Consider the following 25691-nt stretch of genomic DNA (forward strand, 5'->3'; position numbering starts at 1 on the left):
GCGGTCTGTCGGGTTGTTCGAGGCATGGAACCGACGCTAGGCATTTCACCCGCCGCGCGCCTCCGCCGACAGGTCGGAGTCACCCCACCAAAGGAGGAATGTTCGCGCGGGAGCTGCTCATCCCAGTCGATCCGGCTGGTCGAGGCCGGCGTCGTGCACGAGCAGAGCCACCTGCACCCGGTTGTTGAGGTCGAGCTTGGCGAGGATCGCCGACGCGTGGGACTTGACGGTGGTCAGGCCGAGATGTTGGCGCGCTGCGATCTCGGCGTTGGAGCGCCCTGCGCCGATCTCGACCGCGATCACGCGTTCGCGCTCGCTGAGCACGTCGAGGCGTCGACGGGCGGCGGCGCCGCGGCTGTCCTGCCCCGATTCCGCGACCCGGGCGATGAGCCGTCTGGTGACCTCGGGCGAGAGCACCGGACGCCCCTGGGCCGCGTGCCGGATCGCGACGACGAGCTCGTCCGGCGGGGTGTCCTTGAGGAGGTACCCCGCTGCACCGGCCCGGAGGGCGCGCAGGACGTGGGCGTCGGCGTCGAACGTGGTGAGCATCATGACCTGCGGGGCGGGCGACCGGCTGCGCAGCATCTCGGTCGCGGTGAGCCCGTCGGTGCCAGGCATCCGGATGTCCATCAGCACGACGTCCGGGCGGTGGCGCCGGGCCAGCTCCACCGCCTCCGCGCCGTCGCTCGCCTCGGCCACCACCCGCAGGTCGGGGGCACCGCTCAGCATCATCGTGAGCCCGAACCGGACGACCGGGTCGTCGTCGGCGAGCAGGACGTCGATGGTCGGCCGGGTGCTGGCGGGCACGTCGTCGGCAGGCACGTCGTCGGCAGGCACGTCGTCGGCAGGCACGGGATGCGTCACGACGGCCAGGGTAGGCGCAGCCGCACCCGCCAGCCGCCCGGGCCCGTCGGGCCGTACTCGAGCCGTCCGGCCACGAGCCGGGCGCGCTCCCCCAGCCCCAGCAGCCCTGCCCCGGAACCGTCGGGGTGCGGCGGCGAGCCCGCCGGTGGCGATCCCTGCGGCGGCTCGTTCGTCACCTCGGCGGTCACGTCCTCGCCGGGCCGGCCCGCTATCCGCACGACGACGGGCGCGCCGGGAGCGTGCTTGCGCGCGTTGGTCAGGCCCTCCTGCACGAGTCGATAGAGCGTGCGGCCCTGCGTCTCCGGGAGCGTCCGGTCGCCGGCCGTCACTCCTGCCTCGTCCCGCAGCTCGACCGGCGTCCCGGCCTGGCGCGCCTCGTCGACCAGCTCGAGGACGTCCTCGACGGCGGGCAGCGGCAGCTCTCCCACCGGGGCGCGGAGCACCCCGATCACCTCGCGGAGGTCCTGCAGGGCACGGTGTGCGTTCTCGCGGACCACCTCGGCCGCCCGCGCCACGTCGTCGGCGGGGGCGTCCCGGGAGTAGGCCAGCGCGCCCGCGTGCACGCTGAGCAGCGAGAGCCGGTGACCCAGGACGTCGTGCATCTCCCGGGCGAGGCCCGCACGAGCCTCGTGCTCGGAGTGCTCGGCCCGGAGCCGCGCCTCGACCTCGGCGGCCGCTGCCCGCTCCCGCAGGGACGTGACCAGCGCCCGGCGGCTGCGCACGGACACCCCCCACGCCACGGTGGCGACGTGTCCGAGAGCGATGATGGTGAACATGGTGACCGGCGGGATCCCCGGCTCGGGCCACAGGACCTGATAGGTGCAGAGCGCCGCCAGGCTGATCGCGCACACCGCCGCCGAGGCCCGGACCGGGCGGTGCACGGCCACCGTGAACAGTGCGGCGATCGCCGCGCCGGCGACCGACTCCGAGAACGAGCTCGACACCGCCAGCACGACGCCGATCGCCACGGGGAACCGGCGTCGCCACCACAGCGCGACGCAGCCCAGCAGCCCGGGGACCCAGTCCACGGACACGACCCAGACGGGCACGGCCCCCGGCTCGCTGGCCCGGAGCAGCACGGTGAGCAGCCACAACGCCGCGGCCAGCACGACAAGGGCTGCGTCGACCAACCGGTCCCGCACCGCCTGCCGTGGCACCGTTCGCCGGCTGTCCGTCGTACTCATCGCCCCGAGCCTATGCCGACTCCGGGCCGCGGCTCAGGTCGTCCGCGACTCCTCGACGGCTCGCCCCACGCCGTCGACCACGGGCGTCACGCGCCGTCCGAGTGCGAACGCCACGGCCACGATCCCGAGGCAGCCGGCCACCATCACGCCGATGAAGCCACCGGCCCACCCGCGCTCCAGCAGCAGGCCCGCTACGACGGGACCGGCGATGGTGCCGCCCTGGAACGAACCGGAGCCGATGGCGTTGTAGCGACCGCGCAGGTGCGCCGGTGCCATCTCGTTCGTCAGGGCGGGTAGAGCGGACTGCATCAAGGTCTCCCCCAGCCCGAAGAAGGCATGGAACACCAGGACGATCACGACGGCCGCCGTGCCGCCGGGCACCAGGCCGGCGACACCCAGCAGGAGCCATGCCACCACCCACACCACGGCCATCAGCGCGAGCGCCCGCGTGCGGCGCCGGCCCCGGACCCGGTTCATCACCCAGAACTGCAGCGCCACGATCACCACCGTGTTGACCACGAACGCGAAGCCGATCGCGCGGGTCGACACCTCGGCGACGAGTCGGGCGAAGGCCGGGAAGCCGCCCTCCATCTGCCCGTATCCCACGAAGGCCGCGAGCAGCCCGAGCGCGGAGAGCCAGAGCACCTCGGGCCGGCGCAGGATGGCGAGGTACCCGTCCGCCGCGCCTGCGTCGTCCGGACGGTCGACGCGGCCGTGCAGGTGGCGGAGCGGCCCCGCGAGCACGACGACGGGGACGACGAAGGTCGCCGCGTTGACCAGGAACGCCATGACGAAGGTGCCCGGCCGTTCGACGTCGACCACGAGTCCGCCCACCACGCCGCCCACGCCGACGCCGAGATTGAGCAGCGCGAAGTTCACGCCGTAGTACCGCTGACGCAGGTCGCCCTCGACGACCGTGGCGACGAGCGCGTTGACCGCCGGCCACCCGACGCCGAGCTGCACGCCGAAGAGCGCGAGACCGAGCGCGGCCACCACCGGGACGGTGGCGAACGCCAGCACCGTGTACCCCGCGACGGCGAAGAAGAGGCCGGTGAGCATGACGCGACGGGCGCCGTACCTGTCGACGAGCGCGCCGGCCGGGCCGGTCACGAGCAGACCGACCACGGCGATGAGGCCCATGAGGGTGCCGGACAGCCCGAGGGAGAAGCCCCGCACCTCGTGCAGGTAGATGATCGTGAACGGGAGCGTCAGTCCGCGCCCGAAGAACTGCACCACCACGGTGGACAGCAGCCAGCGGCCGTCACGGGGCAGCTCCGACCAGAAAGCGAGGGCGCCGGAGCGTGGAGAGGATGTCACTGCCTGATCTTCGCCCGGGCGAGGCGGGTGCGGAAAGCGGATATCGGACACTGTGGTGCGCGCGACACGCCTGCCGTGCGGCGGGTGCCATCGATCGAGGGCGCCGGAGCGAGGGCCGGGGGTGACATCACGAATTCGAGGTCGGTCACTGTGCGTAGACGATGTCTACTCGGGGCAACGCACCCCGAATTCGTACTGTCACCCCCCGGCCCCTCAGGCGACCGTCCGCCACGCCTCCGCGAGCGCGGCGACCGACGGCCAGCGCGCGCCGCGCTCCGGATGCATGGCGCGGGCGGCGACGGCGAACCGTGCGTCGGACCCGGCCCAGGCCGCGCGGGACTTCGTCGCGTCGTCGCCGAGGAACGTATGGGCGAGCGCCCCGAGCGCGACGACGTTGGTGACCTCGTCGATCGGAGCGCCGAACCGGTACTCCTCGGGCGACATGAAGCGCGTGGACCCCCACATCCGACCCATGCGGTTGACCACCGGCCCGCGCTCGTAGAGGTCGAGGTCGCACAGGGTGACCCGCCCGGTGCCGGCGTCGAGCATCACCGAGCCGTCGTACAGGTCGACGGCCACCCACCCCCGCGCCGCCGCGTGCACGTGGAAGTCGTAGAGCTGCTGGACGGCGTCGACCCGGGCCTCGAGCGGGAGGGAACGGACGACGTGCGACCGCTCGTACTGTCTGCCGACCGGCGTCGCGTCGGTCCAGTCGAACACGAGGGCGTGCCCCGCGCCGACGTCGACGGCCTCCCGCAGCGTGACGAGGGACGGATGGGCGAGCGCCCGGTACACCTCGGCCGACCGACGGAGGCTCGCGACCGCCGTCTCGACGGCGCCGTCGTACCGTGCCGTCGGTGCGCCGGCGTACTTGACGAACACCCGGCCCGCCGGACCGTCGACGCCGAGGCAGAGGTTGCCGGAGTCCTGCTGGTCGAGCACTGCGAACACACGGCCCCAGCGCGCCGTGAACGACAGGTCGTGCGGCGCGCGGAGGCGCACGGGCATTCCGTCGAGCTCGGTCTGGATCACGCGCTGGAGCGTAACAACCGGCTCAGGCCGGACGACCGGTTTTTTCCGCGTCCTGACCGCGCTGGTGGCCGCGGCGGGCGTCACGGTCGAAGATGCCGATGATCTCGCACGGCCCGCCCTCTGCGCCGATCGCGTGCGGGAGCATCGTGGGGAACTCCGCCGCCTGGTTGGTCTCGACCCGGAAGCGCCGGTTGCCCAGGAGCAGGGTCGCGGTGCCGGAGATGACCACCAGCCATTCTCGGCCGGGATGCGCCCGCAGGCGCGAGGGGCTGTCCGGCGCCGGGTGGGTCATGCGCTGCCGCACCACGGTCATGCCGGGTTCGGCCTTGAGCGGCCACCGCATCGTCTCGTGCGACCCGTCGATCGTGGGGTTGGAGATCACGTCGTCGGTTGCGGTCTCGACGAGCTGGTCCAGCGACGTGTCGAGGGCACGCGCCAGGACGACGAGCTGGTCCAGCGCCAGGCGGCGCTGGCCGTTCTCGATGCGGCTGAGCGTCGACTGGCTGACCCGGGCGCGGGTCGCCAGCTCCTCCAGGGACCAGCCCTGTGCCACGCGCAGCGCGCGAATGCGTTTGCGTACCAGGCTGTCCAGCTCACCATTTTCTTGCGTCATAGGCAAGATGCTATGCCCCTGCTGCAAATCCCGCCTAGCGTCGTCGGTGTCCGGCCCTCGACCCGGGGCCGCCACGGAAAGGAACAACCCATGCCTGCGACCAGTTCCGCGTCCACCATCGGCGGACTGCCCCCGGAGACGCTCGACGCCGTGGTGATCGGCGGTGGCGCCGCCGGTCTGAACGGCGCGCTGATGCTCGCCCGCTCGCGCCGCTCGGTGGTCGTGATCGACAGCGGCACCCCGCGCAACGCGCCCGCCGCGGGCGTGCACGGGCTGCTCGCCCTTGACGGCACTCCCCCGGCCGAGCTGCTGGAGCGGGGCCGCGCGGAGGTCCGCCGGTACGGCGCCACGGTCGTGACCGGTGAGGTGATCAAGGCCGCCCCTGCCGAGCCGTCCGCGGTCGGCGACCCGCGCTTCACCGTCACCCTGGCCGACGGCGCCACGCTGCACGCTCGCCGCCTCCTGGTCGCCACCGGGCTGCGCGACGTGCTGCCCGACGTCCCCGGCCTGGCGGAGCACTGGGGTCGCGGCCTGGTGCACTGCCCCTACTGCCACGGGTGGGAGGTGCGCGACGAGCCGATCGGCGTCCTCGCCACCGGCCCGGCCTCCGTGCACCAGGCGCTGCTGTTCCGCCAGCTGACCGACGACCTCGTCTACTTCACGCGCGGCACGCAGCTCGACGACGACGCCCGGGTGCGCTTCGCCGCCCGCGGCATCCGCGTGGTCGGGACCGCCGTCGAGCAGGTCGTGGCAACGGACGACGGCGGCGTCGCGGGCGTGCGCCTCGCGGACGGACAGCTCGTGGCCCGGCGGGTGCTCACGGTCGCGACCACCATGCTGCCGCGCACCGAAGGGCTGGAGGACCTCGGGCTGCCGACGGCGGACCTGCCCCACGGGATGGGCCGCCACGTCGCCACCGGCATGGCCGGGACCACCGACGTGCCGGGCGTGTGGGTGGCCGGCAACGCCAGCGACCCGTCCGCCCAGGTCGGCGCGTCGGCGGCGGCCGGGGCACTGGCCGGCGCCCACCTCAACGCCGACCTGGTCACCGCCGACACCGCGGCAGCCCTGGCGTGAGCGGGCACACAAGCCGGTGGGCCCCACAGAATCCTGTGCGGGCCCACCGGCTCGGTCGAGACGTCGACAACGGTCAGTCGCAGGCGTCGCACCGACCGGTCGCGGGCAGCTGCATGTAGCAGCTCGGGCAGCTCGCGGGGGCGGCGTCGGGCGCGTGCGCGAAGGTGTTGGTCTGCGTTCCGGAGAACCCGGCCATCAGGACGCGCTTGTACCCGCCTCCGGACTGCTGGACGTCGACGAAGCCCTTGTTGAAGAAAGCGGTCGCCTCCTGGCCCGGGCCGGGCGAGACCGCCACGTACGAGCGGGAGGACGGGATCCAGATCCGGGTCTTGTCGAGCCCCTCGGCGATCTCGCGCATGGCGGGGCGGTGCACCTGCGGGATCGGCAGCGCCTCGAGCGCGGCCTCGAACGTGTCGAAGTCATCGCGGCTGGTACCGGTGAGCGCGACGAGGCACGTCTTGCACACCTTGAACTTCTGCCTGTCGAGCTCGGTCGCGGGCTGCAGGGCGGCCAGTCGATCCTCGGACAGGTGCTGGCAGTCCCTGCCGTGCAGGACCTTGCCGTAGGGGACCCGGAAGAGTAGCTCTACCGGGATCTCTGCTCCTGCCACTGCAGGGGTCTCGCTGGACGTAGTCACCTCTCCAGTATCGCCCCTGAAAGTCACCTGTGGGGACACCAGTTTTCCCCCACCCCGGCGCGAGGAAGAATCGGCGGCAGCCGACGCCTACCGCCGGGCCGCGCGTCACGCCGACCTGGCGGCGGCCACCGGTCCCCGCCCTCCGCTGTCCGAGGTGGGCAGGTCGGCCGAGGCCAGGAGCGCGAGCTTGTCGGCGTCGCTGGACCCGGCCTCCGGGTGGAACACGACGAGCATGAGCCCCTCGGCCCCACCGATCTCCAGCCGTTCCCTGTTGAGGGTGAGCTCCCCGACCTGCGGGTGGTCGAACCGGATCGGCGTCCCGCGCTGTCCCCGCACCTCGTGTCGGGCCCATAGCTGCCGAAACCGGGGACTGGTCAGGGACAGCTCCTCGGTGAGCTCGATGAACCGGGGATCGTCGACGGCGTTGCCGACGACCTGCCGCAGGTTCGCCACGAAGCACTCCGTGACGTCCTGCCAGTCCGGATGGAGGTTCTGCTGGTCCTGGTCCAGGAACAGGTCCCTCAGCTGGTTGCGCCCGGCCGCGAAGCCGGGCGAGAGCGCTCTGGCGAGACTGTTCGAGGCCAGGACGTCGAAGTACGGCCCCTCGATGAAGGCAGGCTGGACGAGGGAGTCCAGCAGCTTGAGCGCACCTTGCGGCGGCGTCTCCTCACGCGGGTGACGTCTGCGCTGCCTCGGCGCCTCGGCGACCAGCGTCTGCAGGTGCGCCACGTGGGCGTCGTCGAGCTGGAGCACGCGCGCGAGCGACTCGAGCACCTGCAGGGACGGGTTGCGGTCGCGGCCGCGCTCCAGCCGGAGGTAGTAGTCGGCGCTGATGCCGGCGAGCATGGCGACCTCCTCGCGCCGCAGGCCCGCCACCCGCCGCACGCCGACGTCGGGGATACCCGCCTGCGCGGGTGTCACCAGCTCGCGCCGGGCCCGCAGGTACGCGCCGAGGGCGTTGGCCGACCCGCTCATGGCGTCCGCCCGTCGATCCGCGACGCCGACAGAGGGGGCCCTGCCACACCCCGGGCTCGAGAGGGCTCTGGTCCGGAAAAGTTGCCGCGCATAGCGTCTGCAACGGCTCGCTGGGGCCACATATTTCGTGAGGGAGAGACATGACCATCGCACTGATCACCGGGGCCAACAAGGGCATCGGCTACGAGACGGCCAAGCAGCTTCTGGCACTCGGGCACGTCGTCTACCTCGGCGCGCGCGACATCGAGCGGGGTGAGAAGGCCGCGGCGACGCTCGGGGCGCGGTTCGTACAGCTCGACGTGACCGACGACGCCTCGGTCGCCGGCGCGCTGGCGACCATCGGCTCCGCCGAGGGCCGGCTCGACGTGCTCGTGCACAACGCGGGCATCCTGGCGGACGGCGCCGTGGACGGTCCCGCTGCCCTGCACGCCTTCGACACCAACGCCGTGGGGATCGTGCGCGTCACGGAGGCGGCGCTCCCCCTGCTGCGCGAGTCCGCCAACCCCAACGTCGTGACCGTCTCGAGCAGCCTCGGGTCGTTCTGGGCGGTGACCAACCCCGCCCGGCCGGAGTCCCAGATGCCGCTCGCTCTCTACGCGGCGTCCAAGGCGGCGGCCACCATGCTGACGGTCCAGTACGCGAAGTCTCAGCCGGGCATCAAGTTCAACGCCCTCGAGCCCGGGACCGCCGCCACCGACATGACGGCGGCCTTCGGGATCGGGAGGGCACCCGAGGAGAGCGCCCGCGTCGTCGTGCGGCTGGCCACCCTCGACCCGGACGGCCCGACCGGGACCCTCCAGGACGAGAACGGGACGCTGCCCTGGTAGGCGTTGCACAGAGCAGCCAGTGCCTCGCGTGCCGAAGTCATCCGAGCTCGGTCAGACGCACCGCCCGGGCGGCGGTCGTCAGAGCCGGCGGAGCCCGTCCACCAGCAGAGCGACCATGCGGGTGGTGTACGCGGGGTCCTCCGGAGCCGCGATGCCGCTCACGGCTCGGAGCAGGTCGTCCGGACTGATGTCCGTCCTGACCTCCCCTGCGGCGGCCGCGGCCTCCAGGAGCTGCGCGAGCGCGGGGGTGAACCGCTCGAGGAAGTACGCGGGAAGGCTCCGGTACGTGGGCTCCCCCGAGTGCATGGCGGGCTTGAGCCCGTACTTGTCGGCGACGAACCGCCCGACCTGCTGCAGCCAGCGGGTGAGCGCCTCGACCGGCTCGTGCTCCGCCGCCAGGGCTGCCGCGGTCTCGGCGCACGCGTCGACCTCGTGCCGGAAGACGGCCGTGACCAGGTCGGAGCGCTGCGGAAAGTGACGGTAGAACGTGCCGGCCCCCACCCCCGCCGCGGCGATGATCCGGCGCACGGGCGCGTCCACGCCGTCCGTCGCGAAGACTTCCGCTGCGGCCGCCAGCAGGGCGTCGTTGCTGCGCTGGACGTCCTGCTGACGGCGGGAGGGCGGCGCCTCGGCGGGTCCGGTCACGAGCCCTCCTCACAGCACTGAACGATGTTCCGCCCCACAATCTAGCTGCACCGACGAACGACGGTCCAGCTCCGGCAGGGGGCGCTCCCTGGCAGGCTCCGCCTCAGGCGACCGACCGTTCGAGGAGCGGACGGCGACGCAGGACGGTCCTCCCGATCGCGGGCGGCACGTACGCCTGGTCGAGGGTGCCGACGTCGGTCCCGGGCGGGACGATCTCGTCGATCCGGTCGAGGACGTCGTCGGTCAGGGTGACCCCCGTCCCCGCGAGCAGACTGTCGAGCTGCTCCATCGTGCGGGCACCGAGCAGCGCGCTGGTGACGCCCGGGTGCGAGATCGCGAACGCCATCGCCAGATGAGGCATGGCCACCCCCGCCTCCTCGGCGAGGGGGATCAGCTGCTCCACGACGTCGAGGCGCCGCTCGTCGCTGTAGGCCGTGAAGAACTGCGCGCGCGCAAGAGGGTTCTCCTGCCCGCGCCGCACGCGGCCGGTGAGCATGCCCTGACCGAGCGGGCCCCAGACCAGGACACCCATCCCGTACCGCTGCGCGGCCGGGAGCACCTCGCGTTCGATGCCGCGGTTCAGGATCGAGTACGGCGGCTGCTCGGTACGGAACCGGCCCAGCCCGCGGCGCTCAGCGGTCCAGTGCGCCTCCACCAGGTTCGACACCGGCATCGCCGAGGTGCCGAACGCGCGGATCTTGCCGGCGCGGACCAGGTCGGTCAGCACCGCGAGGGTCTCCTCGATGTCGGTGTCGGGATCGGGGACATGGAGCTGGTAGAGGTCGATGTGGTCGGTCTGGAGCCGGCGCAGCGAGCTCTCGACCGCCGTCACGATCCACCGGCGGGACGCCCCCTGCTGGTTCGGGTCGGCCCCCATCGGCCGGCTGAACTTCGTCGCGAGGACGACGTCGTCGCGACGCCCCTTGAGCGCCCGGCCGACGACCTCCTCCGAGTCGCCGTACGCGTCGGCCGTGTCGACGAGGTTGATACCGGCGTCGAGCGCCTTGTGGATGATCCGGGTCGAGTCGTCCGGGTCGTTGCCCATCTGGGTGGCGAACATCAGCGCACCCAGTCCGTAGGGACTGACCCTGATGCCGGTCCTGCCGAGGTTGCGGTACTGCACGGGAGTCTCCTCCTGCTAGGCGGAACAGTGTTCAGCGGAACACCGTTCCGCACATTACGGAACGACGTTCCGCCTGTCAACGCCGCGCCCGGAGCGCGCTACCGTTGCGTCATCCACGACACCGGCCAGTGAGCGGGGCACCATGGCGAGACAACCGAACCTCGACCGGCTCCGCAGGCACTGGGACCGGCAGTCGGCCGGGTACGACCAGAAGATGGACCGTGCCGAGCGGCTGTTCGGCGACACCCGCGGCTGGGTGTGCCGCCAGGCCACCGGCCAGGTCCTCGAGGTCGCCGTCGGGACAGGCCTGAACCTCGGCCTGTATCCCACCGACGTCACGCTGACCGGCATGGACCTGAGCCCCGCCATGCTCGCCGGCGCACGCGAACGTGCCGCAGAGCTCGGCCGCGACGTCGACCTCCGGGTCGGTGACGCCCAGCGGCTCGAGTTCGCCGAGTCCTCCTTCGACACGGTGGTCTGCACCTTCGGCCTGTGCGCGGTGCCCGACGACCGCGGCGCCGTCGACGAGATGGTGCGTGTGCTCCGACCCGGCGGCCTGCTGCTGCTCGCCGACCACGTGGTCAGCACGTCGCCGGTGGTCCGGGTACTCCAGGCCGCGGCGGAGCTGTACAGCGTGCGGTTCGAGAACGAGCACTTCCGGCGGCGTCCGATCCAGCACGTCCGGGCCACCGGGCTCGACATAGAGCGGCACGACCGGTTCACCAAGGGGATCATCGAGCGGCTCGCGGCCCGCAAGCCGGGTTGACCTCAGGTCGACATGAAGTCGCATCCTGAACGGACGCACGTCGGCCCGAACGGATTGAGGACACATGGACGCGCAGCACTGGGACGAGCGGTACAGCAGCCGGGCGCCCAGCACCTGCCACGGGAGCGCGCCTCGAGAACGTGATCCGGCACGGTTGCGGGGCGGAACCCTGCCGGATCACGTGATGGAAGAGGACCGTTGCCCGACGTCGGTGGCTCAGGCCGCCGTCAGCGCCGCCAGGGCGCGATCCATCGCGACGTTGAACTCCTCCGGCGCCAGCGCCAGCCGGGACTTGACGTCCCGGCTCCACTGGTCGGCGAGGACCTCGGCAGAGCCCGCCTCCACGCCGTCGAGCGCGGCGTCGGCCAGGTCCGACGGCGCGAGCTTGTCCACCGCCCACCCCGCCGACATGTCGGTGTCGGCCAGACCCAGGTGTACCGCCGTCACGAGGGTGCCCTGCTCGGCGAGCTCCAGCCGGACGCCGTTGGTCATGGCCCACGCGGCGGCCTTGGTCAGGTGGTAGGAGTTGGCGCCGTTGACCCCGAACCACGACATGGCGGAGAGGACGTTCACGACCGCGCCCCCGCCGTTGGCCGCGAGCGCGGGCGCGAGCTCGCGGATCATCGCCAGGCCGCCGAACACGTTCGTCTCCAGCTCCCGGCGCACGCTGTCGAGCGAGCCGGTCACCAGGCTGGTGCCCGTCTGGATGCCCGCGTTGTTGACGAGGAGCGAGACATCGGCGGCCGCCGCAGCGGCCGCCCGCACGGACGCGGGGTCGGCGACGTCGAGGGCCAGCACCTCGACGCCGGGCAGGTCCACCGTCTCCGGTCGGCGTGCCGTGGCGTAGACCTTGCGCGCACCGCGCTCGAGGAGACGCTCGGCGAAGGCACGGCCCAGGCCGCGGTTTGCTCCGGTGACGAGGGCGACTGAGTTGTTGATATCCATGTCCGGTACGCTAAAACCTGACGTTGGCGTCAGAGGCAAGTGTTGGACGACAGGAGTGAGAGGGGTCACCATGACCGTCACGGAGACGGCGGCCGAACCGCTGATCCGCATCGGCGAGGTCGCCCGCGGCGCCGGCGTCTCGGTGCGCGCCGTGCGCTACTACGAACAGCAGGGGCTGCTCACCGCGGAGCGCAGCCCTGCCGGCCAGCGCCTCTACCGGCCGGGCACCGTCGCAGCGGTGCGCTTCTTCCAGCAGATGTACGCAGCGGGTCTGACCAGCCGCAACATCGCGGAGCTCCTGCCCTGTATGCAGTCCGGCCATACCGACGCCGAGCAGCGAGCGATGCTGCGCGCCGAGCGCGACCGCATCCAGGCCAAGGTCGACGACCTGCAGGCGGCCCTGGACCGCCTCGACGAGGTCATCGAGGTCACGGACACGCACCCGTAGCCGGTCGGTGCGGTCCACCCTTGTCCGTCGTGGCCTATCCGTCCGTGCCTTGTCCGTCCGTGGCTGCCGGAGTGATATGGCTCAGCACGCACAACCAGCGGCCGTTCCGGTTCACGAACACATCGGTCGTCCACTCGTCGGCGTCGAAGCGTTGGCCCAGGTAGTGCGCCGTGTTCGTCACCCGCCCCGTGAAGACCGCGGTATCTCCGTACACCCGGATCCTCGGCTGGCCGACGCTGGTCATCGCCGAGTGGGTCAGCTCCCCGGACTCGACGAGCGAGAGAAACTGCTCCTTGGCGGAGACACCCGACTCGGAGACGATGACCCACTCATCGGCCATGAAGCCTCGAACCCGGGTGGCGTCGTTGGAGACGATGGCGTCAGCCCAGTCCTTCGCGAGGGCGATGAGCCGGGTGTGGACCGGGTCGCCCTCGGAGCTCCCCTGGGGAGTGCCGGCGATGTCGCTCATCGTTCGACTATAGGTTTGGAAAACGGAACGTGTTGCTGACAGTAGGCAATGTCGACTCACAGCAACACAGCTGGCGGAGCAACGGTCTCCCTGGGGCGCGGCCCCGGGAGAACTACGGCTGACCGACCCGCTCGCCGTCGACGTAGAACTCCAGGTCGGCGCTCTTCTCCGGCCAGAAGCAGACCAGCCCCGCCACCCGCAGGGCCTCGCGCAGCGGCGTGTCGTAGCCCCACACCACGTCGGTCAGCTCGAGCTCCCCGACGTTCAGGGTCCAGTACGAGGCCGACCCCTTGTACGGGCAGTGGCTCACGGTCTCTGTGGGCGTCAGCAGGTCCATCCGCACGTCGGCGCGCGGCAGGTAGTAGCGGGGGCCAAGACCCGTCTCGGTCAGCATGATCGGGCGGTGCGACTCGGCGACCACCTCGCCCCCTGCCACCACGCGCACGTGCCGCCCCGAGGGCAGTGCGTCGATCCGCACGTACGGGCTGCGCGGGTGGGTGTGGAGCACCTCGTCCTCCTCGAGCCAGGCGTCGAAGGCGGACCACGTCAGGGTGTACGAGCCGCGCACCTCCTCGGCCGGCGCCTCCCGGTAGCGCCGGGCGGCGCCCTCCAGCATGCGGTCGCCCACGACGACGTCGAACACCTCGCTGGGCCCGAGCGACCTGGACCGTTGGCCCTGACCGGCGGGGCGCAGCTCGGCCTTGAGGTCGCCGGGCGCGAAGAAGTACCGGGGAAAGTACGAGTTCTCCCAGACCAGCAGCGCACCGTCCGCGTCAGCGACGAGCTCGCCGGCACTGTAGGCACGGATCCTCGTCTGGCCGAGCTTGGCCGTGCCAGGCGGGATCACGAACGGGTTCTCGACGATGTCAGGCATCTGGGTCACCTCTCGCTGCGGGCCGCGTCCAGGACCACGCTACCCACTGCCCTGGACGTCTCACCCGTCGACAACCCGGTGAGCGGCCGAGGTTGTTCCCCGCCCGGGACGACGGTCACACCGCACGTCCCGGGCGGAGACCGTCAGGCGTCGAGGACGACGGCGATGACCACCGGTTCGCGCCGCGAGCTGCGGGCCAGGGACCGGGCGACCGCCTTCGCGATGATCTCCTCGAGCTGCTCACCCGAGGTGGTCTTGTTCCGGGTCGCGTCGGCAAGAGCCTTCTCGACGGCGCGGGAGGCGTTGTCGAGGCTGTCCTGGCCGTGCACGGAACCGCGGTGGAGGTACTCGAGCGGCTCGGCGAGCTCGGCAGTGCCGGAACGCAGGAACGCCAGCACGGTCAGGACCCCCGCCGCGCTGAGCTGGCGCCGGTCGGCCAGGGTGTTCTCGGTGACGTGGCCGACGGTCTGGCCGTCGACGAAGACCAGGTCGTGCTCCACCTGTCCCACGATGCGCGCGACGCCGTCGACCAGGTCGACCACGACGCCGTCACGGGTGATCAGGACGTTGTCCGCGGGGACACCGGTGCGCTCGGCGAGGGCACCGTTGGCACGCAGGTGCTTTGGCTCACCGTGGACCGGCATGACGTTGCGCGGGCGCAGGATGTTGTAGCAGTAGACGAGCTCGCCGGCGCTGGCGTGCCCGGACACGTGGACGCGCGCGTTGCCCTTGTGCACAACGTTGGCGCCCAGGTCGGTGAGCTTGTTGATGATGCCGTAGATGGCGCTCTCGTTGCCCGGGATCAGGGAGCTGGCCAGCAGCACGGTGTCGCCGTCGCTGACGCGGACCTCGTGCGTCTCGTTCGCCATCCGGGCCAGGGCCGCCATGGGCTCGCCCTGGGACCCGGTGCAGATGAGCGTCACCTTGTTCGGGGCGAGGTTGCGGGTCTTGGCGTAGTCGATCACGAGCCCGCGCGGGACGGTGAGGTAGCCGAGCTCGCGCGCGATGCGCATGTTGCGCACCATGGACCGCCCGACGAACGCGACCTTGCGGCCGTGGGCGTGCGACGCGTCGAGCGTCTGCTGGATGCGGTGCACGTGGCTCGCGAAGCTCGAGACGATGACCCGCCCTGGGGTCGTGGCGAAGACCTGGTCGATCGCCGACGTCAGCTCCGTCTCGGAGATGTTGAAGCCGGGGATCTCTGCGTTGGTGGAGTCCACCAGCAGCAGGTCGAGGCCCTCCTCGCCCAGGCGGCCGAAGGCGCGCAGGTCCGTGAGGCGCCCGTCGAGCGGGAACTGGTCCATCCGGAAGTCGCCGGTGTGCAGCACCAGCCCGGCGGCGGTCCGGATCGCGACGGCGAGCCCGTCGGGGATCGAGTGGTTGACGGCGATGAACTCGAGCGAGAACGGACCTGTCGTGTGCCGGTCGCCGGCCTCGACCCGCGCGAGCACCGGCTTGATGCCGTGCTCGACCAGCTTCGCGGACAGGAACGCCAGCGTCAGCTCGGACCCCACGACGGGGATGTCCGGGCGCTGCTTGAGCAGGTAGGGCACCCCGCCGATGTGGTCCTCGTGCCCGTGCGTGAGCACGATGGCCTCGATGTCGTCGAGGCGGCCCTCGATGCTCGTGAAGTCGGGCAGGATCACGTCGATCCCCGGCTGGGTGTCCTCCGGGAAGAGGACCCCGCAGTCGACGACGAGCAGCTTGCCCTCGTGCTCGAAGACGGTCATGTTGCGACCGATCTCGCCGATGCCGCCGAGCGGGGTGATGCGCAGGCCCTGCCGCGGGGCGGCGGGCGGGCGTGCGAGGTCTCGTGGTGCGGTATGCATAGATGTCCCTCCGGAACAGGTTAGCTGCAAAGGCCCGGCCCCTCATGGCGTGGGACAGCCGCCAGGAGGGGTCGGAGCTCAGCGTGTCACGCCGCGGGTGCGGCGCTTTGAGTACGTAGGTGTCGCTGCGTCGGTCGGTGGCTCAGTGGCCGGCGCCGAGGTTGCCGGCGAGCCGCTCGTGCCGCGCTGCGGAGTCGTCATTCATGCCGATGATCGTCACGGTCTTGCCCTTGGCCTCGTACTTGGTCGTCACGGCGTCCAGCGACGCGACGGTCGAGGCGTCCCAGATGTGGGCCTTGGTCATGTCGATCACGATGTTCTTGGGGTCGCCCGCGTAGTCGAACTGGTAGACCAGGTCGTTGGACGAGGCGAAGAAGAGCTCACCCTCCACCGCGTACACCCGCTGGTCGTCGGCGTCCGATGCGTCAAGGCGCTTGACGGAGGTGAAGTGCGCGACCCGCTGAGCGAACAGCACCATCGCGACCAGCACCCCCACGATCACACCGTAGGCCAGGTTGTGGGTGGCCACGGTCACCACCACGGTCGCGACCATGACCGTGGTCTCCGACTTCGGCATGCGCCGCAGGGTCGCCGGGCGGATCGAGTGCCAGTCGAACGTGCCGACCGACACCATGATCATCACCGCGACGAGGGCCGCCATCGGCATGATCGCCACGACGTCGCCGAGACCGACCACGAGGATCAGCAGGAACACGCCGGCCAGGAACGTCGACAGGCGGGTGCGCGCGCCCGAGGCCTTCACGTTGATCATGGTCTGGCCGATCATCGCGCAGCCGCCCATACCGCCGAAGAACCCGGTCACGATGTTCGCGGTGCCCTGGCCCCAGGCCTCGCGGGTCTTGTTCGAGTGCGTGTCGGTGACGTCGTCGACCAGCTTGGCGGTCAGCAGCGACTCCAGGATGCCGACCAGCGCCATCGCCAGGGCGTACGGCGCGATGATCTGCAGCGTCTCGAGGTTCAGCGGCACGTCCGGGAAGAGCAGGCTGGGCAGCGACTCGGGCAGCGCGCCCTCGTCGCCGACGGTCGGCACGTTGATCGACGCGACCACGACCGCGACCGTCAGGAGCACGATGGCGACCAGCGGCGCCGGGACCACCTTGGTCCACCGGGGCAGCAGCACCATGATCACGATGCCGACGGCGACCAGCGGGTAGACGATCCACGGCACGTCGATCAGGTGCGGCACCTGCGACAGGAAGATGAGGATCGCCAGCGCGTTGACGAAGCCGACCATCACCGAGCGGGGGATGAACCGCATGATCTTCGCGACGCCGAGCACGCCGAGCACCACCTGGATGAGGCCGCCGAGGATGACGGTGGCGATCAGGTAGTCGAGCCCGTGCTCGCGCACCACCGGGGCGATGACCAGCGCGACGGCGCCGGTCGCGGCGGAGATCATGGCCGGGCGCCCACCGAGGAACGAGATGGTGACGGCCATCGTGAAGCTCGCGAACAGGCCGATCCGCGGGTCGACGCCCGCGATGATCGAGAAGGCGATCGCCTCCGGGATCAGGGCGAGCGCCACCACGAGGCCTGCCAGCACCTCGGTGCGCAGCGTCCGGACGGAGCTGAACGCGGCCCTGAACGAGCCGGAGGCCGTGGCCTCGGGGGCGCCGGTGACCGGGGTCGGCACGGAGGCAGGATCGGGCAGGCCGACGGGCGGGTGTGACACGCAGTGTTCCTTCGGGCTCTGGGACGCGGCACGCCCCGAGGACCGAGGTCGCGGGACCCGGTCCGATCGGACAGGACTGAGCACGCGACGCTGCGCACGAAGATGAGGGTTCGGCGCCGGTCCACCGCAGACCGGTGGTGCACCGAGCACAACTCTACCCTTACGTAAGGGTAGAGTTGCAACATGGGCACTCCCGGCACCTCGACCACCATGCACATCGGCGCGGTCGCCGAGCGCACCGGCCTGTCCCTGCGCACCCTGCGGCACTGGGACGAGGTGGGCCTGGTCAGGCCGTCGGGGCGTACCGACGGCGGGTTCCGGCTCTACACCGACTCCGACGTCGACCGCATCCTGCTGGTGCGGCGCATGAAGCCGCTCGGCTTCTCGCTCGACGAGATGGGCGACCTGCTCGACGTCGTCCACCGCCTGGCCGCCGGTGAGGCGACCGACCCCGACGGCACGGACCTGCGCGCCCGGCTCGACGAGTTCACCACCACGGCCCGCGCACGCAGGGCCGACCTGGCCCGCAAGCTCGACATGGCCGACGAGCTGATCACCCTGCTCGGCGCGATCTGACCCTGCCGTCGGCGCGGGTCGCCGGCGCAGGTCAGGCCCTGGCCGCGGACTCCGGGTCGCGGAGCATGTGCGACTCGACGAGCTCGTGGCGCCGGAAGTACGTGGTCGCCACCGCCTGGACCGTCGCGGCGACGGGCAGCGCCAGGAACGCACCGAGGACCCCGAAGACCGCGCCGAACGCCAGCACCACCAGCAGGCTCACCGCCGCGTTCATCTCCAGCGCGCGGGCGGACACCTTCGGGGCCAGGTACAGGTTCTCGAACTGCTGGTAGGCGATCACGAACCCGAGCACGCCCAGCGCCTGCGGCCACCCCTGTGCGGTCAGCGCGACCATCGTGGGCAGCGCGCCACCCAGGTAGGCGCCGATCGTCGGCACGAACTGGGACACCACACCGACGAAGACGGCCAGCGGCACCGCGTACGGCGTCTGCAGGATCGCGAGGAACGCGAACGTGACCGCCGTCGAGACCGCCGCGAGGACCACGCGGGAGCCGATGTAGTCCGACACCTTGCCCTGGGTGACCTCCCACAGGTGCAGCATCTCCTGCTGCCGCGCCGGTGTCAGCCAGCCGCACACCGCTGCGCGGAACCGGGGCCCCGCCGCGAGCAGGTAGTAGGCGACGAGCAGGATCGTGAGGGTCGCGAGGAGACCGCCCACCACGGTGGTGCCCACCAGCAGCGCCCCGGAGGCGACGTCGTCGCCGAACTCGTCCAGCGCCTGCCGCAGCAGGTTCTGCGTGTCGGGGACGACGACGTCGAAGCGGTCGACGAGGAAGCCCTGCAGGCCCGCGTAGAGCCGGGGGACGGACTGCGCGAGCTCGACGAGCTGCTGCACGAACAGGTTGCCGAACAGCGTCATGAGCACGATGACCACGACGAGCGACCCGAGCAGCGTGACCGCAGCGGCCAGCCCTCTGCGCCATCCGCGCCGGACGAGCCATACCGTGCTCGGCTCGAGCGCCAGGGCGATGAAGAACGCGATGAGCACGTTGACGAAGAGCCCCTCGAGGGCGCCCAGCGCGTTCCACGCGAAGACCGCGAGGAAGACCGCCGCGACGGCCATCAGCAGCGCACGGGGCAGCCAGCGCGGCGGGCGCGGGGAGTCGGGAGCGCCGGCCGGCGCGACGGGCTCGTCAGGAGAGTGGTGCTCGGCCCCGGCCGGCGAGCCGGGGTCGGGCTCGCCGGTCTCGGGCGAGCTGGGCGACGTCATGCTCAGACCGTAGTGTCCGCCCGGCCTGTGCCAGCGTTCACACGCCGACCGTCGGTGTCAGACCTCGCTCGCGACCAGCGGGATCAGCGGGACGTCGGGGTGGGCCCGTTCGAACGCTCGCGCGTGCCAGACGTCGCGGAGCAGGACCAGCGGGGTCCCGTCGCCGCGCCGCGCGACCTCCAGCCCCGGGTACCCGGCGATGACGTCGAGGTCGCCGGGCGCCGCCTCGCGGGCGAGCGACAGGCCGAGCGTCTCCATGCGGATCGGCGCAGAGAACTCGTGCTCCATGCGGAAGGCCGCCACCTCGAACTGGAGCGGCCCGACCGCTGCGAGGATCGGGTTGCCGTCGCCGCGGGCCTCGTTGACCAGGACCTGGACGACGCCCTCCTGCTCCAGCTGGCTGATGCCCTTGCGGAACTGCTTGGAGCGGCCGGGGTCGGCCACGCGCGCCGCGGCGAAGTGCTCCGGTGCGAACACCGGCATGGGCGGGAAGCGCACCTTCGCACCCGAGGAGTCGAAGACCGTGTCGCCGACGGCGAGCGTGCTCGCGTTGACCAGGCCGACGACGTCGCCGGGGTAGGCGTCCTCGACCGTCGCACGCTCCCGGCCGAAGACCGACAGGGCGTACTTGGTGGCGAACGGACGGCCGGTGCGCTCGTGCGTGACGACCATGCCGCGCTCGAAGCGGCCCGAGCACACCCGGATGAACGCGACGTGGTCGCGGTGGTTCGGGTCCATCCCTGCCTGCATCTTGAACACGAACCCGCTGAACGGCTGGTCGACGGCACGCTCCCCGCCGTCGACGTCGGGCCGCGCGCCCGGAGCTGGGGCGAGGTCGACCACGGCGTCGAGGAGCTGGCGGACGCCGATGTTCGCGAGCGCAGCGCCGAAGAGCATGGGCGTGGTCGTGCCGGCGAGGAACGAGTCGCGGTCGACGGCGTCGAGCAGCTGCACGCTCTCGACGGCCTCGGTGTGGTCGTCGCCGAGGGCGTCGGCCGCGGCCTGGGGCGTCAGGACGCTCTCTTCGGCGATCGACGCACCACCGGGGGTGCGGCGGTAGGTGCGCACCTCGCCGTTCGCCCGGTCCAGCAGGCCGAGGAACCGGCCGGCCTCGCCGATCGGCCAGGTGAGCGGGGTCGGGCGGAGGTTGATGCGCTCCTCGAGCTCGTCGCACAGCTCGAGCGCCTCGCGGCCGGGGCGGTCCCACTTGTTGACGAACGTGATGACCGGCACCCCGCGGCGGCGGCACACCTCGAACAGCTTGAGCGTCTGCGGCTCCAGGCCCTTGGCGGAGTCGAGCAGCATGACGGCGGCGTCGACGGCGGTCAGGACGCGGTAGGTGTCCTCGGAGAAGTCGGCGTGGCCCGGGGTGTCCAGCAGGTTGATCACGACGTCGCCGTAGGCGAACTGCAGCGCGGCCGACGTGATCGAGATGCCGCGCTTCTGCTCCATCTCGAGCCAGTCGGAAACGACGCCCGCGCGGTTGCCCTTGCCGTGCACCGCCCCGGCCTCGTCGATGGCGTGCGCGTGCAGCGCCAGCGCCTCGGTCAGGGTCGACTTACCGGCGTCGGGGTGGGAGATGACGGCGATGCTCCGCCGACGCACCGCCTGTGCCTCGACGGAACGAGCGTCGGAAGTAAGAACCGTCACTGAGACTCACCGATCTGATCTGTTCGTGCCGCAACAACCCACCTGGCTCCTGTGGGCCAGCGGACAACTCTACCCCGCACCCTGACACCCCGTTGAGTGCCGGATATGTGCGCCCGACCACGCCTCAGAAGCACGAATGCCGGGGTGCTCCTTGGGTGTATACATCGTGTGTATAGTCGGTCGCATGACGGTTGCACACACCCTGCTGGGGCTCCTCGAGGCCGGGCCGCGCCACGGTTACGACCTGAAGCGGTCCTACGACGAGCGCTTCGGGCACGACCGGCCGCTGCACTACGGCCAGGTCTACTCGACGCTCGCCCGGCTGCTGAAGAACGGGCTCGTCGAGGTCGAGGCCGAGCCCGGCGCAGGACCCGAGCGCAAGAAGTACGCGATCACCGAGGCCGGCGTGTCCGACGTCGCCGGCTGGCTCGCCGCGCCCGAGAAGCCTGAGCCGTACCTGCAGAGCACGCTCTACACGAAGGTGGTGCTCGCCCTGCTGACCGGGTACGACGCCAACGACGTGCTCGACACGCAGCGCTCGGAGCACCTGCGCCTCATGCGTGAGCTCACGCGCCGCAGGGACGGCGGCGACCTGGCCGACCAGCTCGTCTGCGACCACGCGCTGTTCCACCTGGAGGCCGACCTGCGCTGGCTCGAGCTCACCGCCGCGCGCATGCAGCAGCTCGCCACCCAGGTCCGCGCGTAGCGCGCAGCACCGCACCCCGACGTCCAGCTCCCCCGCCACGCGATCCGACCCTGGAGACCCGATGCCCACCGAACCACTGCTCACCGCCGAGAGCCTGCACCTCAGCTTCGGCGCCACCACGGCGCTGGACTCGGCCTCCGTGCAGGTGCACGCCGGGGAGATCCTCGCGCTGATGGGCCCGTCCGGGTCCGGCAAGTCGACCCTGCTGCACTGCCTGGCCGGCATCCTCCACCCCGACCTGGGCCGCGTGACCTACGCGGGACGCGACCTGACCGCGATGCACGACGACGAGCGCAGCGCCCTGCGACGCAGCGAGTTCGGGTTCGTCTTCCAGTTCGGGCAGCTCGTCCCCGAGCTCACCTGCCTCGAGAACGTGGCGCTGCCGCTGCGGCTGGGCGGTGCCGGCCGCCGGGCCGCCGAGCGCAGCGCGGAGGCGTGGCTGGAGCGGCTCGAGGTGTCCGACGTCGCGGGCAAGCGCCCCGGCCAGGCCTCCGGCGGGCAGGGGCAGCGGGTTGCAGTCGCCCGTGCGCTCGTGACCCGGCCGAAGGTGGTCTTCGCGGACGAGCCGACCGGCGCCCTGGACACCCTGAACGGGGAGCGGGTCATGCAGCTCTTCGTCGCGGCCGCCCGGGACACCGGAGCGGCCGTCGTGCTCGTCACGCACGAGCCCCGCGTCGCGGCGTACTCCGACCATGAGGCAGTCGTGCGCGACGGCCGCGTGCGGGCTCGGGAGTACGTCCGATGAGGCGGCTCAGCGATCTGGCCCTCGGCGTCCGCCTCAGCGTCGGCGGTGGGCGGTCCGGCTGGGTACGGCTGGCCCTGATCGCCGTCGGCGTCGGTCTCGGAGTGACGATGCTGCTGCTCGCCGCCAGCATCCCCACGGTGCTCGACGCCCGCGAGGCACGGGCACAGGCCCGCTCCGTGGCCGAGGCCCAGGAGCTGACCGTCGGCGAGCCGTCGGCCCTCACGCAGGAGGTCCGGTCGATGTACCGGGAGGATCCCCTCGTGGGGCTGGTGATCCAGCCGGAGGGCGAGGACGCCCCGCTCCCCCCGGGTGTGGAGCAGCAGCTCGCGCCGGGCGACGTGGTGGTCTCCCCCGCCCTGGCCGACCTGCTCGCCTCCGACGGCGGCGCTGCGCTGCAGGGCCGCTGGGGGGACCGCGTGGTCGGCACCATCGGGGACGAGGGCCTGACCGGGCCGGAGGAGCTCCGGTTCTACCTGGGTACCGACGGTCTGACCTCCGCTACCGCTACCCGCATCCAGTCGTTCGGCTGGGCCGAGCCGGTCGACGACGGCCCCGACCCCGTGATGCTGCTGCTCGTGCTCGTCGGCATGGTCGTGCTGCTGCTGCCCGTCGGGATCTTCGTCAGCACAGCGGTGCGCTTCGGCAGCGAGAACCGGGACCGGCGGCTCGCCGCGCTGCGGCTGGTCGGGGCGGACGTCCGCATGACCCGCCGGATCGCCGCCGGCGAGACCCTCGCGGGCGCTGCCGGCGGGCTCGTCGTCGGCGGCCTGCTGTTCCTCGCGATCGGGCAGGTGGCGGGCAGCGCGGTCCCCCCGAGCATGAGCTTCTACCCGCAGGACCTGCGCCCTGCCCCCGTGCTCGCCGCGCTGACCGTTGTCCTGGTGCCCGCGACGACGGTGCTGGTCACGCTGTCGGCGCTGAAGCAGGTACTGGTCGAGCCGCTGGGCGTGGTCCGGCGCAGCAGCGAGCGCCGACGGCGGTTCTGGTGGCGGCTGGTCTTCCCGGTGCTGGGCGTGGCCCTGCTGTTCCCGCTGGCGGGCGGGCTGGACGACTCGCTGGGCGGCCAGGTCATGGTCGTGGCCGGCCTGGTCCTTGTCCTGGTCGGCGTGGCGCTCGTCCTGCCGTGGCTCGTCGAGGCGACGGTGCACCGGCTGGGCGGCGGTACCGTCGCGTGGGACCTCGCGGTGCGCCGCCTGCAGCTGGACAGCGGGACGGCGGTACGCGCGGTCTCCGGGATCGCGGTATCGGTCGCCGGGCTGATCGCGCTGCAGGGGCTGGTCGGGGCGATCGGAGCACTCACCGCCGAGACGCAGGCGGACACCCGCACGTTCCAGGCCATGGTGCTCGACATCGACCCGGACAGGGACGCGCCAGAGACCTGGACGCGTGAGCTGGCCGGCGCGGAGGGCGTACGGGGGGTCGGGACGCTGACCTCGGTGTGGGCGCTGCCTGCCGAGGCGTCGCGGCCGGCGTCCGGCGCCGACGACATGTCCATCGAGTCCGGCACGTGCCAGGTGCTGGCTCAGGAGGCGCAGCTCGGCTCGTGCAAGGACGGCGACGTGTTCGTCGTCGTGCCGGACGGCGCCACCGCCCCCGCGCCCGGCGAGACCTACGTGCTGGGCGCCGGGCGGGACACCGAGAGCCGGTGGACGCTCCCGGCGTCGGCCGAGACGGTGGCCCCGTCGAAGGGCGGGATCAGCGCGATGGGCGGGATGCCGGCACGGATCCTGGTCACGCCGGGGGCGCTGGACGGGATCGGTGTCGATCCGGGGTCGGTGACCGTCTACGTCACCCTTGATCCCGCCGTACCGGACGCTCTCGACCACGTGCGCACGGCGGCCGCCCAGGTCGACCCGGTGGCCTACACCACGCCGATCGACCAGGAGCGCGTGGCCTCGATCCTTGGCAACGTACGCCAGGCGCTCCTGGTCGGGACGGTCGCGCTGCTGGTGCTGATCGGGGCGAGCATGCTGGTCAACGTCATCGAGCAGCTCCGGGAACGCCGTCAGCTGCTCGCCGTGCTCGTCGCGTTCGGGACGCGGCGCCGGACCCTGAGCGGGTCGGTGCTGTTCCAGCTGGCGATACCCGTGGTGCTGGGGCTGGCCCTGGCCGTCGTGACCGGTTCGGGGCTGGCGCTGGCGCTGCAGACGGCGGTCGAGGCCCCGCCCTCGTTCGACTGGCAGGGGGTAGGCGTGACGGCAGGGGCCGCCGCCCTGATGGTGCTGCTGACGACCGCAGCGGGCCTGCCGCTGCTGTGGCACCTGACCCGCCCTGGCGCCCTCCGCAGCGAGTAGCGTCCGTTCGTCGGGCTTGTCGAGACCTGGTGCGGTCTCGACAAGCCCGACCAACAGTGCAGCGGAAAAGGTACTTCCGGCCGGTACCGCTGCGGGTCCACCCGCGCCGAGCATGAGGACATGCCTCATAGCTCTGCCGAATCGCCCCTCGCCAGGCCCCGCCTGGCCGCCCTCGACGTGCTTCGTGGCTTCGCGCTGTGCGGCATCCTCGTCGCCAACGTGATCCCGATCAGCGCGACGGTCGCCACCGGCGCACCGGCGACGACCGCGCTCACCGCCTCAGGGACCGGCGAGGTGGACTGGCTGCACCTGCTCGTCGACCAGCGCTTCTTCCCGATCTTCTCCCTGCTCTTCGGGGTCGGGTTCTCACTCCTCTTCGAGTCGGCCGCCGGCCGTGCCGTGCGGCCGCGTCTGGTCCTGCTGCGCCGCCTGCTCGTGCTGCTCGCCATGGGCCTGGCACACATGCTCCTGCTCTGGCCGGGCGACATCCTCACCGTCTACGCCGCCGTCGGGCTGCTCGTGCTGCTGCCGTCCACGTGGCTACCTCGCTGGGCCGTCGCCGGCCTCGCCATCGCCGGCCTGACGGCAGCGATCCTGCTGGCGGGCGGCCACTACGCACTGGTACCCGGCCTGTTCCTGCTCGGTTCGGCGCTGACCCGGTACGGCGTGACCCGGCGAATCGAAGACTCCACACGCGTCCCCGCCCTCCTGACCCTCGTGCTGGCGGCGGCCGCCGTGCCAGCCCTCTGGGCGCAGGCCTCGTTCGAGCGGGTCGGCGACATCGACGCCCTCGGCTACCGGATCGTCTTCCAGGTGGCCGGCATCCTGATCGCCGCCGTGTACGTCTGCACGCTGCTGGTGCTGCTGCGCTCCCCCGCGCGCCGCGGGCTCCTGGGCGTGTTCGCGCCCCTGGGAAAGATGGCCCTGACCAACTACCTGACAGCCACCGTCCTGGTGCTCGGCGTGGCGCACGTGGTCGGACACCCGGAACGCTGGTCCTCGAACACCGTGCTCGTCGTCGCGGGCACAGTGCTCGCCGCCCAGTGGCTGTTCTCCACCCTCTGGCTGCGCCGCTTCCGGCAAGGCCCCCTGGAATGGACCTGGCGCTGGGCCACCTGGCTCCGCCGGCCCCCGCTGCGGGTCGCCGACCGCACGAACGAGCGCCCCGCGGCGTCGGCCCTCGTAACCTGAA

Annotated in this window: 25 protein-coding genes; 9 read left to right on the forward strand and 16 right to left on the reverse strand. The window is 71.8% G+C overall.

What is annotated here, in order from left to right; translation table 11 throughout:
- Positions 1 to 117: 117 nt before the first annotated feature.
- From ACFS27_RS23655 to ACFS27_RS23675, 5 genes are all read right to left on the reverse strand, one after another.
- Positions 118 to 864, reverse strand: a complete 747-nt coding sequence (locus ACFS27_RS23655) for a response regulator transcription factor (RefSeq protein ID WP_449301791.1) — start codon at positions 862 to 864, stop codon at positions 118 to 120.
- Positions 861 to 2048 (reverse strand): sensor histidine kinase, encoded by a 1188-nt coding sequence (locus ACFS27_RS23660; protein ID WP_377188412.1) that lies wholly within the window; start codon positions 2046 to 2048, stop codon positions 861 to 863. The genes ACFS27_RS23655 and ACFS27_RS23660 overlap by 4 nt, the downstream gene beginning before the upstream one ends.
- A 33-nt stretch (positions 2049 to 2081) precedes the next feature.
- Positions 2082 to 3416 (reverse strand): MFS transporter, encoded by a 1335-nt coding sequence (locus ACFS27_RS23665; RefSeq protein ID WP_377188415.1) that lies wholly within the window; start codon positions 3414 to 3416, stop codon positions 2082 to 2084.
- 162 nt (positions 3417 to 3578) lie between these two features.
- Positions 3579 to 4397 (reverse strand): hypothetical protein, encoded by an 819-nt coding sequence (locus ACFS27_RS23670; protein ID WP_377188418.1) that lies wholly within the window; start codon positions 4395 to 4397, stop codon positions 3579 to 3581.
- Between the two features lie 22 nt (positions 4398 to 4419).
- On the reverse strand, positions 4420 to 5010 hold the full coding sequence (locus tag ACFS27_RS23675) for a helix-turn-helix domain-containing protein (RefSeq protein ID WP_377188421.1): 591 nt from the start codon (positions 5008 to 5010) through the stop codon (positions 4420 to 4422).
- A 90-nt stretch (positions 5011 to 5100) separates the two neighbouring features.
- Here ACFS27_RS23675 and ACFS27_RS23680 point away from each other — a divergent pair, with 90 nt between their 5' ends.
- Positions 5101 to 6087 (forward strand): NAD(P)/FAD-dependent oxidoreductase, encoded by a 987-nt coding sequence (locus ACFS27_RS23680; protein ID WP_377188424.1) that lies wholly within the window; start codon positions 5101 to 5103, stop codon positions 6085 to 6087.
- Between the two features lie 73 nt (positions 6088 to 6160).
- On the opposite strand, the gene ACFS27_RS23685 is transcribed toward ACFS27_RS23680, so the two are convergent.
- Positions 6161 to 6724, reverse strand: a complete 564-nt coding sequence (locus ACFS27_RS23685; RefSeq protein ID WP_377188426.1) for a hypothetical protein — start codon at positions 6722 to 6724, stop codon at positions 6161 to 6163.
- A gap of 105 nt (positions 6725 to 6829) precedes the next feature.
- Entirely contained in the window at positions 6830 to 7699 is an 870-nt protein-coding gene (locus ACFS27_RS23690) for a helix-turn-helix domain-containing protein (protein WP_377188428.1), read from the reverse strand.
- 140 nt (positions 7700 to 7839) lie between these two features.
- Here ACFS27_RS23690 and ACFS27_RS23695 point away from each other — a divergent pair, with 140 nt between their 5' ends.
- Positions 7840 to 8526 (forward strand): SDR family NAD(P)-dependent oxidoreductase, encoded by a 687-nt coding sequence (locus ACFS27_RS23695; protein WP_377188431.1) that lies wholly within the window; start codon positions 7840 to 7842, stop codon positions 8524 to 8526.
- A gap of 78 nt (positions 8527 to 8604) precedes the next feature.
- Here the strand turns inward: ACFS27_RS23695 and ACFS27_RS23700 are convergent, their stop codons facing one another.
- Together ACFS27_RS23700 and ACFS27_RS23705 are read right to left on the reverse strand one after the other, a co-directional pair.
- Positions 8605 to 9171, reverse strand: a complete 567-nt coding sequence (locus ACFS27_RS23700; protein WP_377188434.1) for a TetR/AcrR family transcriptional regulator — start codon at positions 9169 to 9171, stop codon at positions 8605 to 8607.
- 103 nt (positions 9172 to 9274) lie between these two features.
- Positions 9275 to 10294 (reverse strand): aldo/keto reductase, encoded by a 1020-nt coding sequence (locus ACFS27_RS23705; protein WP_377188437.1) that lies wholly within the window; start codon positions 10292 to 10294, stop codon positions 9275 to 9277.
- 142 nt (positions 10295 to 10436) lie between these two features.
- Here ACFS27_RS23705 and ACFS27_RS23710 point away from each other — a divergent pair, with 142 nt between their 5' ends.
- Complete coding sequence (locus ACFS27_RS23710) at positions 10437 to 11060, forward strand: class I SAM-dependent methyltransferase (protein WP_377188439.1); 624 nt, start codon at positions 10437 to 10439, stop codon at positions 11058 to 11060.
- 216 nt (positions 11061 to 11276) lie between these two features.
- Here ACFS27_RS23710 and ACFS27_RS23715 read toward each other — a convergent pair whose 3' ends face one another.
- Positions 11277 to 12005, reverse strand: a complete 729-nt coding sequence (locus tag ACFS27_RS23715; RefSeq protein ID WP_377188442.1) for an SDR family oxidoreductase — start codon at positions 12003 to 12005, stop codon at positions 11277 to 11279.
- A gap of 70 nt (positions 12006 to 12075) precedes the next feature.
- Here ACFS27_RS23715 and ACFS27_RS23720 point away from each other — a divergent pair, with 70 nt between their 5' ends.
- Positions 12076 to 12453 (forward strand): MerR family DNA-binding transcriptional regulator, encoded by a 378-nt coding sequence (locus ACFS27_RS23720; protein WP_377188445.1) that lies wholly within the window; start codon positions 12076 to 12078, stop codon positions 12451 to 12453.
- Positions 12454 to 12487: 34 nt separating this feature from the next.
- On the opposite strand, the gene ACFS27_RS23725 is transcribed toward ACFS27_RS23720, so the two are convergent.
- The 4 genes from ACFS27_RS23725 to ACFS27_RS23740 all read right to left on the reverse strand — a co-directional run bounded on the left by ACFS27_RS23725 (position 12488) and on the right by ACFS27_RS23740 (position 17318).
- Positions 12488 to 12922 (reverse strand): nuclear transport factor 2 family protein, encoded by a 435-nt coding sequence (locus tag ACFS27_RS23725; RefSeq protein WP_377188448.1) that lies wholly within the window; start codon positions 12920 to 12922, stop codon positions 12488 to 12490.
- Positions 12923 to 13034: 112 nt separating this feature from the next.
- Positions 13035 to 13796 (reverse strand): DUF427 domain-containing protein, encoded by a 762-nt coding sequence (locus ACFS27_RS23730; RefSeq protein ID WP_377188451.1) that lies wholly within the window; start codon positions 13794 to 13796, stop codon positions 13035 to 13037.
- 143 nt (positions 13797 to 13939) lie between these two features.
- Positions 13940 to 15625: a ribonuclease J gene (locus tag ACFS27_RS23735; RefSeq protein WP_377188454.1), complete on the reverse strand. Its 1686-nt coding sequence runs from the start codon at positions 15623 to 15625 to the stop codon at positions 13940 to 13942.
- Between the two features lie 142 nt (positions 15626 to 15767).
- Entirely contained in the window at positions 15768 to 17318 is a 1551-nt protein-coding gene (locus tag ACFS27_RS23740; protein WP_377188457.1) for a SulP family inorganic anion transporter, read from the reverse strand.
- A gap of 183 nt (positions 17319 to 17501) precedes the next feature.
- Here ACFS27_RS23740 and ACFS27_RS23745 point away from each other — a divergent pair, with 183 nt between their 5' ends.
- A complete protein-coding gene (locus tag ACFS27_RS23745) occupies positions 17502 to 17894 on the forward strand; it encodes a MerR family transcriptional regulator (protein ID WP_377188460.1) in 393 nt (130 codons plus the stop codon).
- A gap of 31 nt (positions 17895 to 17925) precedes the next feature.
- On the opposite strand, the gene ACFS27_RS23750 is transcribed toward ACFS27_RS23745, so the two are convergent.
- The gene (locus tag ACFS27_RS23750) at positions 17926 to 19104 is read right to left on the reverse strand and encodes an AI-2E family transporter (protein WP_377188463.1); all 1179 of its coding nucleotides are present in this window, start codon (positions 19102 to 19104) and stop codon (positions 17926 to 17928) included.
- A gap of 57 nt (positions 19105 to 19161) precedes the next feature.
- Positions 19162 to 20754: a peptide chain release factor 3 gene (locus ACFS27_RS23755; RefSeq protein WP_377188466.1), complete on the reverse strand. Its 1593-nt coding sequence runs from the start codon at positions 20752 to 20754 to the stop codon at positions 19162 to 19164.
- 184 nt (positions 20755 to 20938) lie between these two features.
- Here ACFS27_RS23755 and ACFS27_RS23760 point away from each other — a divergent pair, with 184 nt between their 5' ends.
- The 4 genes from ACFS27_RS23760 (at position 20939) to ACFS27_RS23775 (ending at position 25690) form a co-directional block, all read left to right on the forward strand.
- Positions 20939 to 21460, forward strand: coding sequence for a PadR family transcriptional regulator (locus ACFS27_RS23760; RefSeq protein ID WP_377188469.1), 522 nt, complete (start codon positions 20939 to 20941; stop codon positions 21458 to 21460).
- Between the two features lie 61 nt (positions 21461 to 21521).
- Entirely contained in the window at positions 21522 to 22205 is a 684-nt protein-coding gene (locus tag ACFS27_RS23765) for an ABC transporter ATP-binding protein (RefSeq protein ID WP_377188472.1), read from the forward strand.
- Positions 22202 to 24499 (forward strand): FtsX-like permease family protein, encoded by a 2298-nt coding sequence (locus ACFS27_RS23770; RefSeq protein ID WP_377188475.1) that lies wholly within the window; start codon positions 22202 to 22204, stop codon positions 24497 to 24499. The genes ACFS27_RS23765 and ACFS27_RS23770 overlap by 4 nt, the downstream gene beginning before the upstream one ends.
- A 120-nt stretch (positions 24500 to 24619) precedes the next feature.
- Positions 24620 to 25690: a DUF418 domain-containing protein gene (locus ACFS27_RS23775; RefSeq protein ID WP_377188478.1), complete on the forward strand. Its 1071-nt coding sequence runs from the start codon at positions 24620 to 24622 to the stop codon at positions 25688 to 25690.
- The last annotated feature ends 1 nt before the right edge of the window (position 25691 follow it).

Origin of the sequence: Promicromonospora vindobonensis (genome assembly GCF_042685865.1) — a bacterium.
Taxonomy (GTDB): Bacteria; Actinomycetota; Actinomycetes; order Actinomycetales; family Cellulomonadaceae; genus Promicromonospora; species Promicromonospora vindobonensis.